The organism is Undibacterium parvum, assembly GCF_003955735.1.
Lineage (GTDB): Bacteria > Pseudomonadota > Gammaproteobacteria > Burkholderiales > Burkholderiaceae_D > Undibacterium > Undibacterium parvum.
This window is the reverse complement of the sequence record NZ_CP034464.1, coordinates 1075617-1088291: the sequence shown is the minus strand read 5'-3', so window position 1 is coordinate 1088291 and position 12675 is coordinate 1075617. Positions and strand designations below refer to the sequence as shown.

Here is a 12675-nt window from a genome sequence, read left to right as displayed (position 1 = left end):
GAGCGCATGAAGCAGTTATTTCCCTTAGTCTCGTCTGGCAAATTGGCCTTGTTGTCAGCGACCTTGCTGCTATCTAGCGCACCTGTGGTGGCCAAGGCGGCCGAACTGGGTACCATAGAAAAATGTAATCGCAATTTTGGCACACTGGCGATAGCCGAGCCACAAAGCGAGATACTCACTTATCTGGGGCGCTATAAATTAGGTTCGCCATCGACTATGTTGCGCATGATCGCGCAAGAATCGGGCTGCTTTACGATCGTGGAACGTGGCGTCGCTATGCAAAATTTGCAGCAAGAACGTGCGCTGGCAGCTGCCGGGCAAATGCAAGATGGCTCGAACGTCGGTGGCGGCCAATTGCAGGCGGCCGATTTTGTGATGACACCAGCAATCCAATTCTCGGAAGATACCGGCGGCATGAATGGTGCTCTCGGTGGCTTGTTTGGTCGCTTACCAGGTGCCCTAGGTGCTCTGGGCGGCCTGGCTGGCGGGGTTAAATTTAAGGAAGCGGAAACGACTTTGTTATTAGCCGACGTGCGCTCAGGGATACAAGTCGCAAGTGCCGAAGGTCAGGCCAGTAAAATGAATTTTAGCCTCGATGGCTGGGGCTGGGGTGGCATGGGCTGGGCCAGCGCTGGTGGCTATAGCAAGACGCCGGAAGGCAAATTGATAGCCGCAAGTTTACTCGATAACTTCAATAAAATTGCCCTGGCGATTCGCGATAAACCGCAACTCATACAAGCCACTTCGGCCTCTTCAAAGCGTAATGCAGCAGGCTCTATTCGCGCCACCAATTCGCGTGAAGCGACTTCGGCTAACAGCAATTACACGCCACTGGCCAGCTCAAATAATGGCGGTGCGGCTTCAGGCCTGGGTGGTATGTATGCAGTGAAATTTACCGGTGACGATAATGGTACGGTCAACGTGATGGTCAATAACAGTGGCGCCATGACAGGCATGGGTGTGTCGAGTAAGTACAAAACCAACTTTACCGTCTCTGGGACGATTAGCCAGATCGGTGAATTTATCTTGACCGGCGCCGGCAAAGCCGGTGCAGCCCAATTCATGGGCAGTATCGACGCGCAAAGCGGTGCTGTTATGGGTATGTGGCAATGGGGCGGCAACTCGCCAGCGCAAGGTACCTTCAGCGGTCAAAAGCAATAAAGTAGGCGCTCTAAGATAGAGCAGGGAAGTGAGCTTGAAACTCGCTTCACTCTGCTCAAATTTCCACGTGCTTGATTCCTTGCGCATCAGTCTAAAGTCGAAACTCCAAATGCCAGCGTGCCTGCCGCGCATATTCTATGCGGGTCTCCGGCTTGCCTGGCCTGCGGGGCGCATGGAATATGCGCGCTGGGCCTGTGCCTATTTTAAAAACTCTCTAGGTGTGACATAGGCTGGTGTTGTACTGGGTGGCTAGCTTACAGTATCGTCATAGCCATGCGCATCGCCCATACTGACTGAAAAAACGTACAATGCGCTGTTTGGCGCTGCTGCTTGTGCCGTCTCTTTTTTAGCGCAATTTTTTATGTCACTCATCACTATTTTTAATTCTTTCAAGAAAAAACTCTCCGCGAATGCCAAATCGCCTGTGGCGGGTGCTGCAAGTTCGTCGGCAGCAGCTGCTGTGCCTGTGGCTGACCCTGCGCTGATGCAGGCGCTGGCTGATCTCTTGCTACTGGAAGGAATCGAGTTCGCGTGGCATGCCACTGGCTTAAGGCTGAGTAGTGGCTTGCTACTGCAGGTGGAGCCTATAGAATCCATCACTTTGGCCGATGGCCGGGTGCGCACTTGCACCAAAATGTATGTCGCGCATCCCGATTTTTTTCCAAACGGGATCGCTGAATATCAACATGCGATCGGGGTCAGCGAGGCTGCGGCGATCGCTGAAGGGTTTCGCGCCTGGACGCAAATGGACTTGGTGGTCCTGACCGACGCGACTCGTGAGACGCCCTTAGACTGCACCGTGATAGAAATGAGCGTGGTGGCCGGTGATGAGTCTGATGGCAAATCGCTGTACCGGCAAGTATTGCTAGGGCCAGTGGCGCATCTGGCGACACTGCCGGCCAGCGCAGCAGAGCTGCATCCGTTTTGTCCTTGCTGCCTGTTTACTGAAAGCACGGCGGCTTTGCATGATCTGCTGCAAAGCCAAGAATTTTTGGGTCTGCGTATGTTTGTCTCGCGTGATAGTCAGGATAAGTTGGCGGTGGATTGCCGCGTCAACGGCGAGGATTTTGGCGCTGTACAAGCGAGCTTGACCGAATACGCACGCAATTGGCCACAGCGTGGCCTGGAATTTCGTAAGCAATATCTTGTCATGCGTAGCATCCGGCGCAAAACTTCAGCACAGCCGCAGGTAGAAAATGCATCACAGTCTTGAGTTCATCGTTACATTTTTCTGAGACAAACGCCGCTTTTCGAAAAATCATTGCTGCCTCGCGTGCCTATTTGTCGCTTTCAAAGCGGTGCCAGCTTGATTGCCCTATACGCAGCACACAAACAATCTGCAGTTTGCGCTACTGCGCTTTGCGTTATATCAAGCCTAGCGGGTATAAAGCCTTTGCGGTGATATTGGACTTGTTAATCTGTTTATACTTGGCTTGCGGCTGAGTTGGCTGCATGGATCAAGTGCAGGCGCTTTTTTTAGACGCCCCAATTTAGCTAACCGGTATCCGCATGCCTCATACACGTACTTCCAAAGCCCATCAGAGTCGTCTGCGCAAAGGCGCACCTGCGCATGCCGTGGCACATCACAAACGCGGCATCGCCTTGCAGTTCGCGCGTTTTCGGGCCGCAGGCATAGGTGCATTTTCTGCCTTTCTGGCGGTGCTGGGCCCCGGCCTATTGGCCGGTTTGTCGGACGATGATCCGGCGGGTATTACCACTTATTCTGTGCTGGGGGCCGATCATGGTTATCGCCTGCTGTGGATCATACCGGCTTCGACCATTTTGCTAGTGCAGTTTCACATGATGGCGGTGCGCATAGGCGCCGCTAGCGGCAAGGGTTTTGTCGGCGTGATACGCGAACGCTGGGGACATGGCTGGGGCTACATCGCGGTGCTTGGTCTGCTGTTTGCCAACTTCGGCACCATCTGCGCAGAGTATGCGGGTATCTCGGCAGCTGGTTCCTTGATCGGTATTCCGAGCTGGATTAGCGCACCGCTGGCTGCCGTGCTGATTTCACTGGTGGTGGTGCTGGGGTCTTTTCACCGTATCGAGCGGGTTTTACTGGTGATCTCGTCCACGCTGGCTTTGTACATCATCGATGGTATTCTGGCGGCGCCGGATTGGTCGGCGGTCTGGCATAACTCAGTGGTGCCGCATATGCCGGTCGATAATCTGGGCTGGATCGCGATTGCCGCGACCTTGGGCACCACCCTGGCACCCTGGGGTCTGGCCTTCATACAATCGTATGCGGTCGATAAAAAAATTACGGTCGCCAATTTGCGCTGGGAAAGGGTGGACGTGGTGATCGGCTCGGTACTGACCGGCGTGATCGGACTGGCAATCGCAGTGGCCTGCGCCGCCACTTTAAACCGCGCTGGCATCCACATCAACGATGCTGGCGATGCCGCGCTGGCGCTGCGTCCGCTGGCGGGCTCGTTTGCCACGGTCTTGTTTGGGGTTGGCTTGTTAGGCGCTTCTTTGCTGGCAGCGGCCATCGTGCCGATAGCAACCGCTTACTCAATCGCCGAGGGCATAGGTGCACCGGCCTCGCTAGATCTCGATTCGCGTCATTTCCAGTATTTTTACGCTGCCTTTGTCGGCCTCACGGTGGCTGCTGCCAGCGTGGTGTCGTTACCGGGCTTGCCACTGATCCCTTTGATTTACACCAGCCAGGTCGTCAATGCGGTGCTGTTACCTTTGCATGTGATCGCGCTGCAATTGCTGGCGCGTGATGTCAGGATTATGGGCGAGGCACGTAGCGGCATGCCTGCTCAGATCGCCGGCTGGATTAGCATTGCACTCATCGTCGCCTGCATTGCTGCATTGATCGGCAGCTGGATAGGGATTTAAGATCTGCAAGAAAATTTTACGGTGCCCCTGCCAGCGCGCATATTCCATGCGCCTTCCCAGCCATGCCGGCCTGCAAGGCGCATGGAATATGCGCGCTGGGCTAGGTCTATTTTGAATTTGGCTTCTGGCTGGCTTAGAAAAAACCGCTGCGCGTCCTTGTAGCTGCCTTGCGCTACTGAGGTGCAGCGTACGGCGCTAAGCCTAGCTTGAATAATCTCAAGCACCCAGCCAAGGCAGTGCCGCGCTGCACCAGCCGCCGACTGTCTTACGATGGCCGTGCACGTCTTTATCGCCTTCGAAACCTTGCAAGATATCGTAGCATTGGCTGTAACCATGTTCCGTTGCCAGCTTGGCGCCGTGACGTGAACGCACACCCGAGCGGCATAAAAATAAGATCACGGTATCCGTATCCGGCACCGCTGCCTTCAATTGCGCGATAAATTCGGGGTTGGGTGCACCGCCTGGGTACAGACTCCACTGCACCGCCTGATGCTGTGCTTCCGGGATGCTGACGCGACCAACCCAATCGCGCTCAGCATGAGTGCGTACGTCCACAAGAATAATTTTGTGATCGGCTTGCAAGAGCGCCCATGCATCCTCCGGCGCGACAGCACCGGCGTAGGGCAGATTGTGATCCATGCCGTATTGCTGAGCATCGTCGAGGAGATTAGTGGTCATCTTGATTTTAAGAAGGTTAAGAGCTGGTTGGTATGGTCGCTGCCAGATTTGTAGCTTGAATTTTGCTTATTGCCGCGATTGAGTGCTATGCAGTGTAACGTTTACCGCAAGTGATTTGTCAGCCATTTTTGTTCCGTGCGTTGCTTTTTTCAATCGCGTCACTTGCGTCTCCAGAAAAGTCAGTTTTTCTATTTGTTGTGACATGACCAGGTTTCGCTATGCTTGCTGATAGCACATGTTTTGTGGTGAATGAACAACGGAATAAGCATGAAAAACAACCGATGTGTAGTTGTACGAATTGATATTGTCGAGAGTGAAAAGTATGAAAATACGTCAAAAAAATTGGCAAAGTGAACAATTTTATTTCAAGCGTGCAGAACGATTCTTGCCATATGATCAGCCTGTGACTACATTCACATCAAAACAGATTGGTATAGTTTATGCAATTATTATATATTCGGAGATTGACTATGATTAGAACTAGAGAGACAGCTTTATCCCGGTCCTTGCGCTTGATGTTTGCTGGTAGTGTGGTAGTTAGTATGGGGATGCTTAGTCAGGTAGTAGTGGCGCAGGATGTTGGCGTTGAACCGCAGCGCGTCGAGGTCACCGGGTCTTCGATCAAACGACTCGTTTCAGAAACCGCAAATCCTTTGACTGTAATAAAAGCAGAAGAATTTATCAAACAAGGTTTGACGACCGCACAAGAAGTTCTTAGTAAGTTGCCTTCTAATCAGTCTAGTCTTGGTAGTGGAAATGCGGTGGGTGGTAATTCTAGTGGCTTACCGACTGGTGGCCAGGCCAGTGCCGATTTGCGGGGCTTGGGCGGAGATAAGACCTTAGTTTTATTGAATGGCCGCCGTATCGCTAATCATCCCTATGATGGTGCCAGTGTTGATTTGAATATTATTCCCATCGCCGCATTGGATAGGGTTGAAGTGTTACGCGATGGTGCCTCAGCTATTTATGGTACCGATGCGATTGGTGGGGTGATCAATTTCATTACTAAACGGTCGTTTAAAGGCGTCATCATTTCCGGCGAAATAGTCCAACCGCGACAAACGGGGGGCGATGAAAAGCGTGTGAATCTGACCGGTGGTTTTGGCGATTTGAATAAAGACGGCTACAACTTATTTGGTGTGGTGGACTATCATAAGCAAACCGTGATCACTTCGGCTGATAGGGAATTTTCCAAGACTGGTGTGATTCCTCAGCATGGGGTATTTTTAACTAGTGGCACCACCTTCCCTGGCAATTTCTACGATGCGACTGCCGACCTTGCTGGCAATCCCGGTTTTGCTTCAGGCTGTAATCCACCTTACTCGGTTCCTAAGGCTGGCGGTACCACTTGCCGCCAGGATTACACACGTTTAATCGATGATTTGCCTAGCAGTGAGCAAACCGCAGTGTTTGCCAAGGGATCCATCAAGTTAGGTGTAGACCATTTGGCAACGTTAGAGTTATTGCACTCAGAGAATTTCGTTAAATCGCGTACAGCGCCACCGCCGCAGACCGGCTTGGTCTTACCTAATACTAGCAAATTTTATCCGGGCAATGGTAGCGTACCGGCGCAAGCTGGCTTAAGTGGCGATCCCCTATCGGTGAATTGGCGTCCATTAGAAGCGGGACAACGGGCGATCGATTCTAAAGGCGTAGCTGATCGCGTGGTCTTAGGGCTGGAAGGTGTGTTGGCGGATTGGGACTATAAAACCGGCGTCACTTATTCTGTGAGTAAATCTTCCGAAGACTTTGTGGGCGGTTACGTGAAGGATTCGTCTTTCGCCGCTGGCGTTGCCAATGGTTCTTTGAATCCATTTGCCCTGCAGGATGCAGCTGGTAAAGCATATCTCGCTAGCACGGCTTTACGTGGTCAGGTACAAAGCGCCGACGTTACCACAACGGGAATCGATTTTAAGGCTAGCCGCGAGTTGATGCAAATGGCCGGCGGCAAACTGGCGGTCGCATTTGGCGGAGAATTACGAAACGAGAAAGCTAATTTCGATGTAAATACTGCGATCGCATCGCAAGCATCGAGTTCCGGTTTGTCTAGTTCATTGCCAAAAACGGGTAGTCGTAACATTGAGGCGGTATTTGCCGAAGTTGGAATTCCTTTCGCTAAAGATTTTGAATTGCAAGTGGCAGGGCGCTTTGATAATTACAGCGATGTCGGTAGCACTTTTAATCCTAAAGTAGGCGCGCGCTACCAACCGACTAAAGAAGTGTTGTTGCGGGCTTCTGCAAGTACTGGTTTCCGTGCTCCTACGCTATTTGAAAAGTCAGCACCACCGTCACGGAACGATACCAATAATGAGTACAGCGATCCGGTGTTTTGCCCAGGCGGTAAAATTTCTACATTGCCGGGCGCGAATCCTTTGCGTGATTGCGATTTGCAGCAGTTTAAGTTGCAAGGTGGAAATACCAATTTAAGCCCTGAGAAATCCAAGACCTTTGCGTTTGGTATCGTACTCGAACCTATTCCGGAAGTGACGCTGGCCGTGGATTATTGGAACATCCATTTGACGGACAAAATTGCACCATTGGATGAGGCTGTAATTTACGGTAATTATCCAAAATATAAAGATAGATTCCTGCGATTTGCCGACGGCACCCCGAATGCAATTTTGGATAAAAATGAAAATCTTGGCGAAGTCAAAACTGACGGTGTCGATATCGGGGTGACGTTCAGAATGCCAAAAACATCAATAGGAAATTTTGTCATTTCCTTTGATGGTACTTATGTGCATAAGTATGAATATCAAAATGAACGTAACGGCGATTTCCTGGAGAACGTTGGCACCTATGGCAATAGTGGCCCGGTTTTTAAATGGCGACATAATGCCTCGATAAACTGGAGCTTGGCGAGCTGGAGTGCGACCCTTGCACAATCGCATAGATCTAGCTATGTTGATCAAAATTCGGTCGCCGCCGAATTTAAGCAAGACGTTGCAGCGTATAGCCTTTGGAATCTGTCAGGCAGTTATACCGGTTTCAAAGGATTTACTTTGACCGCAGGTATTAAAAATTTGCTAGACACAGATCCACCGTTCTCTAATCAGGGTACCTTGTTTCAAAAAGGATACGATCCACGTTATACCGATCCAGTCGGCCGCGCTTACTATGTTCGTGCGAGCTATGCGTTCTAACAATTAGTAATTATTAGCCTTTAAAAACCATCGTAGCTAGCAAAGTACGATGGTTTTTTTGCGTAATTTATTTGGTTTTATTGACGTAGCGTCTGCGTTGGCTTAGTCGCTCACGTCGCCCTAGTTCAATATATTTGACCTATTGCCGTTGTTGTCTCACGACTGGCAGATCTCAAGAAAGTAAGGCTTGGCCGCCGCCAAAACTGCCCTGCTTAGGAAACTCACCGCCGGCGGTGAGTTTCACTGCACAATATTTAAACTCGGGAATTTTACCAAACGGATCGAGCGCAGAATTGGTGAGTTTATTGATGGCGGCTTCGTAATAGCAGAACGGTACAAATACTGCACCACGCGGCGAGCTATTGTCGGCCCTGGCATACAGACTGACCGTACCACGGCGCGAACTGAGTGTAACGATGTCACCGGCTGAAATCTGTAAGGCCAGCAAATCATCGCTATGAATTAAGGCGACCGGATCTGGCTCTAGGGCATCAAGCACACTGGCGCGGCGCGTCATGCTGCCGGTGTGCCAGTGCTCTAATTGGCGGCCGGTAATGAGCACCATAGGATAGTCGGCATCCGGCTGCTCGTCGGCCGAGATCAAGCCTGCCGCTACAAATTTTGCGAGGCCATCTTTGGTCGGGAAACGCTGGGTAAATACCACTGCTTCGCCCACATCGTCCTCATGTAAGCAGGGATAGGTAACGGCGCCATCGCGCTCCAGTCTTTGCCAACTGATGCCGGCGATACTAGGCATGCAAAGGCGCATCTCTTCAAATACGGCCGAGACATGCGGGTAGTTCCAGCTTAGGCCCATGCGCTGCGCGATTTGCTGAATAATCCATAAGTCTTGGCGGGCATCGCCCGGTGGCGCTAGCGCTTGCCTGCCCAGTTGCACGGTACGGTCGGTATTGGTAAAGCTGCCGGTTTTTTCCGGAAAGGCTGAGGCCGGTAAAATCACGTCGGCGAAGCAGGCGGTTTCGGTCAGGAAAATGTCCTGTACGACTAGGTGCTCTAGTGCCGCCAATGAGACGCGCGCCTGATTCACGTCGGGGTCGGACATTGCTGGATTTTCGCCCATGATATACATACCGTGGATTTTTCCTTGCGCCTCTTTCTGTACGATCGCATGCATAATTTCGACCACGGTTAAACCTGGTTGCGTATCTAAGCTGCCGGGTGTGAGTTGCCAAAGCTCTTCAAATTTAATGATATTTGCGGGCTCACTAACGCGCTGATAGTCCGGGAACATCATAGGAATGAGACCAGCATCGGAGGCCCCTTGCACATTGTTTTGTCCGCGCAAAGGATGCAAACCGGTGCCGGGACGGCCGATCTGACCTGTCATCAAAGCCAAGGCGATCAGGCAGCGCACATTGTCGGTGCCGTGGATATGTTGGGAGACGCCCATGCCCCAGAAAATCATCGCGGTCTTGGCGCTGGCATACAATCTGGCGACCTCGCGTATGGTATCGGCGGGAACGCCGCAGATTGCTGCCATTAGCTCCGGTGGATAGTCGAGCAGATGCTGCTTGATGGCCTCGAAGCCGCTAGTGCGCTTTGCAATGAAGGTGTGATCAATCAGATCTTCCTGAATGATCACGTGCATCATTGCATTTAATAAGGCGACATCAGTATCGGGATTAAATTGCAGAAATTCATGTGCCAGTCTTGCCATATCTGATCTGCGTGGATCGCAGACGATCAGCTTGCTGCCTTGTTTGACCGCATTTTTGATCCAACTGGCACCGACCGGATGATTCACACTAGGATTGGCTCCGATCACAATAACCACCTCAGCCAATGCAACGTCCATGATAGGGTTGGATACGCTGCCCGAGCCTACTCCTTCTAATAGCGCGGCAACCGAAGATGCGTGGCAGAGGCGGGTGCAATGATCGACGTTATTGCTACCAAAGCCTATCCTGACTAATTTCTGGAATAAATAAGCCTCTTCATTGCTGCCTTTGGCCGAACCAAAACCGGCCAGAGATTTTTTGCCATGCTGATCGCGTAAAGTGACTAATTTTCCGGCGGCGAAGCTGAGTGCTTCGTCCCAACTCGCTTCCCGAAAAACGTCTAGAATATTTTCTGGATCCATTTCCAGATCGGCACTCTTAGGCACATCACTGCGGCGTATCAGTGGCACTGTCAATCGCTGTGGATGATGTGCGTAATCAAAACCATAACGTCCTTTGACGCACAGACGGGCATGGTTGGCGGGGCCGTCGCGGCCTTCAACCGCGATGATTTGTTTATCTTTGACGTGATAGGTCAGTTGGCACCCGACTCCGCAATACGGACACAGAGAGTCAACTTTTTGATCCGGTAACTGTTGCGCCTTTGGGTTGGCGGGCAATAGCGCGCCGGTCGGGCAGGCTTGTACGCATTCGCCGCAAGCAACGCAGGTCGATGCGCCCAAAGCATCATCCATATCAAACACGATCTTACTGTCCGAGCCGCGAAATGCCAAGCCGATGACATCATTGACCTGCACCTCGCGGCAGGCGCGCACGCAAAGTGTGCAGAGTATGCAGGCGTCTAAATTGACATGAATGGCCGGGTGTGATTGATCTCTGGCTTGGCTTGGGCGCGGCGTAAAACGAGTGGCCAGTAGCCCTGCCTGTTGCGCCCAATACTGTAATTCGTTGGTGCTGCCGTCGGTTTGGTTTTCCTTAGGTGGGGCATCGGCCAGCATCAGTTCCAATACCATTTTTTGCGCCTTAAGCGCGCGTGGGCTGTTGGTAGTTACTTGCATACCAGCGCTGGCATGACGGCAGCAAGATGCAGCGAGCGTTCGCTCACCGTTGACTTCTACCATGCAGGCACGGCAATTTCCCGCCGCTGGCATTCCGTCTTGGTAGCATAGATGTGGGATTTCTATGCCGACTCGTTTTGCGATACCGAGCAAGCTTTCATTGTTCGTGCAGGAGATAGCTTGACCGTTGATCTGTATTTCTATTTCCGTATGCGCCGCAGTGGCGCTGCTTGCCAAGGCTGCGCTGTTCATGGTTTTTCCTGCGCTAAATTGAGTTCTTGCGGAAAATACTTAATCACGCAATCGATGGGGTTAGGGGCAGCTTGCCCTAGCCCGCAAATCGAGGCGTCACGCATTAGCTCCGAGAGATCCTGTAATAGCGGAATATCCCACACATCTTGCGAGATCAAATCCAAAGCCTTGGCTGTGCCAGCGCGGCAAGGAGTGCATTGGCCGCAAGACTCATGCTTAAAAAACGCCATCATGTTTCTGGCGGCAGTGATTGCGCTGTCGTGTTGCGAGAGCACGATAATTGCTGCCGAACCGATGAAGCAACCATACCCTTGCAACGTATCAAAATCGAGCGGCAGATGGCTCAAAGACGCAGGCAGGATGCCACCCGAGGCACCACCTGGAAGATAGGCATACAAGATATGTCCATCAGGCATGCCGCCACAATATTCTTCTATTAGTTCTGCCACCGAAATTCCGGCTGGCGCCAAGTGCACCCCCGGCTGATTAACCCGCCCCGAGACCGAAAAAGAGCGTAGACCAGAGCGGCCATTACGACCTTCCTTGCTAAACCAGTCACCGCCTTTTTTCAATAAGTCAGGTACCCAGTACAGGGTTTCAAAATTGTGTACCAGGGTAGGGCGATTAAACAAACCAACTTGTGCCACGTAGGGCGGGCGCAAGCGTGGCAGGCCCCGCTTGCCCTCTATCGAGGCGATCATGGCCGATTCTTCACCGCAAATATAGGCTCCCGCGCCGCGCCGTAAATGTATGCTAGGCATGCCAGCAACCGGTGGGTTTTCTTGTAATTTAACCAGTTCGGCCTCTAGCATGTGGCGGCAGGCATGGTATTCATCACGCAAATAAATATACACTTCGGCTATATCTACCGCCCATGCCGCGATGAGCATACCTTCAAGAAAACGATGCGGGTCACGTTCTAGGTAATATCTATCCTTGAAAGTGCCAGGTTCGCCTTCATCGAGATTCACGGCTAGTAAGCGCGGACCAATTTCAGCCGCCACGATGCGCCATTTACGAGCAACCGGGAAACCGGCGCCGCCCAAACCACGCAAGCCAGATTCTTCCATGCACTTAAAAAGCGATTCCCGGTCGACTCTACCATTGTGACATTTTTGCAATTTTTGATAGCCACCTTGAGCTTGGTAGGCTTGGTAATCAATATATTCCAAAGCCTCTGCCTGGACGTTTTTTTGCGTTATCGCCAGATTGATAGCAAGTAGGTCTGCACTCGGTATCGCATGTTGACCTAAGAGCGCTGCTGGCGCCTGTTCGCAGCGACCTATGCAGGGCACGCGAATTACGCGGATAGATTGGTTATTGGTTTTTTGTAAATAATCATGTAATTGCCCACGCAAATGTGTAGCACCCGCCATTTCGCAGGAAAGACCGTCACAGACCCTTAGGCTGATTTCTGCCGGCAGTTCGGTCTGCTCTTTGACGATAGTAAAGTGGTGATAAAAACTGGCGACTTCAAATACCTCGGTTTGCGCCAAACGCAACTCTTGCGCCAGCGCCGTCAGATGGGGTAGGCAAAGATAGCCGAAGTGATCATTGATCGTATGCAAATGTTGTATTAATAGATCTTGTTGTCGAGAGACGCCCCCCAAAAGATCGCGCACCTCTTGCAATGCCACGGGATCAAGCTGGCGACCCTTGCTTTGTTTTCGCTTAATTTCTTTATCGCTTAGTATCGGGATGATGGGGAGCATAGTGAGCAATTAAACTGAGGTTTATGAATATACTAAGAATAGTAATTAATCGAACTCTGGACGTCTGTTTTTTTCAACTTATTAGCAAATAATAAAATCAAAAAATGCCAGAAGGCAAAGT

7 protein-coding genes are annotated in these 12675 nt (G+C 51.5%); 4 read left to right on the top strand and 3 right to left on the bottom strand.

Annotation, left to right across the window (positions count from 1 at the left end; genetic code table 11):
• Nucleotides 1–6: 6 nt before the first annotated feature.
• The 3 genes from EJN92_RS04575 (at nt 7) to EJN92_RS04565 (ending at nt 4011) form a co-directional block, all read left to right on the top strand.
• Nucleotides 7–1161, top strand: a complete 1155-nt coding sequence (locus tag EJN92_RS04575) for a CsgG/HfaB family protein (protein ID WP_227869707.1) — start codon at nt 7–9, stop codon at nt 1159–1161.
• Between the two features lie 361 nt (nt 1162–1522).
• The gene (locus tag EJN92_RS04570; protein ID WP_126126728.1) at nt 1523–2374 is read left to right on the top strand and encodes a DUF6348 family protein; all 852 of its coding nucleotides are present in this window, start codon (nt 1523–1525) and stop codon (nt 2372–2374) included.
• Nucleotides 2375–2670: 296 nt separating this feature from the next.
• Nucleotides 2671–4011 (top strand): NRAMP family divalent metal transporter, encoded by a 1341-nt coding sequence (locus EJN92_RS04565; RefSeq protein WP_126126727.1) that lies wholly within the window; start codon nt 2671–2673, stop codon nt 4009–4011.
• Nucleotides 4012–4227: 216 nt separating this feature from the next.
• Here EJN92_RS04565 and EJN92_RS04560 read toward each other — a convergent pair whose 3' ends face one another.
• Nucleotides 4228–4689, bottom strand: a complete 462-nt coding sequence (locus tag EJN92_RS04560; protein ID WP_126126726.1) for a rhodanese-like domain-containing protein — start codon at nt 4687–4689, stop codon at nt 4228–4230.
• Between the two features lie 470 nt (nt 4690–5159).
• On the opposite strand from EJN92_RS04560, the gene EJN92_RS04555 reads away from it, so the two are divergent.
• The gene (locus EJN92_RS04555; protein WP_126126725.1) at nt 5160–7832 is read left to right on the top strand and encodes a TonB-dependent receptor; all 2673 of its coding nucleotides are present in this window, start codon (nt 5160–5162) and stop codon (nt 7830–7832) included.
• A gap of 172 nt (nt 7833–8004) precedes the next feature.
• Here EJN92_RS04555 and fdhF read toward each other — a convergent pair whose 3' ends face one another.
• Together fdhF and EJN92_RS04545 are read right to left on the bottom strand one after the other, a co-directional pair.
• The gene (gene fdhF, locus EJN92_RS04550) at nt 8005–10842 is read right to left on the bottom strand and encodes a formate dehydrogenase subunit alpha (RefSeq protein ID WP_126126724.1); all 2838 of its coding nucleotides are present in this window, start codon (nt 10840–10842) and stop codon (nt 8005–8007) included.
• The gene (locus EJN92_RS04545) at nt 10839–12554 is read right to left on the bottom strand and encodes an NADH-ubiquinone oxidoreductase-F iron-sulfur binding region domain-containing protein (RefSeq protein WP_126126723.1); all 1716 of its coding nucleotides are present in this window, start codon (nt 12552–12554) and stop codon (nt 10839–10841) included. The genes fdhF and EJN92_RS04545 overlap by 4 nt, the downstream gene beginning before the upstream one ends.
• Nucleotides 12555–12675 lie beyond the last annotated feature (121 nt).

Coding starts and splice junctions, on each gene's coding strand:
- EJN92_RS04560 (WP_126126726.1), bottom strand. CDS start 4,689: ATGACCACTAATCTCCTCGACGATGCTCAGCAATACGGCATGGATCAC.
- EJN92_RS04555 (WP_126126725.1), top strand. CDS start 5,160: ATGATTAGAACTAGAGAGACAGCTTTATCCCGGTCCTTGCGCTTGATG.
- EJN92_RS04575 (WP_227869707.1), top strand. CDS start 7: ATGAAGCAGTTATTTCCCTTAGTCTCGTCTGGCAAATTGGCCTTGTTG.
- EJN92_RS04545 (WP_126126723.1), bottom strand. CDS start 12,554: ATGCTCCCCATCATCCCGATACTAAGCGATAAAGAAATTAAGCGAAAA.
- EJN92_RS04570 (WP_126126728.1), top strand. CDS start 1,523: ATGTCACTCATCACTATTTTTAATTCTTTCAAGAAAAAACTCTCCGCG.
- EJN92_RS04565 (WP_126126727.1), top strand. CDS start 2,671: ATGCCTCATACACGTACTTCCAAAGCCCATCAGAGTCGTCTGCGCAAA.
- fdhF (WP_126126724.1), bottom strand. CDS start 10,842: ATGAACAGCGCAGCCTTGGCAAGCAGCGCCACTGCGGCGCATACGGAA.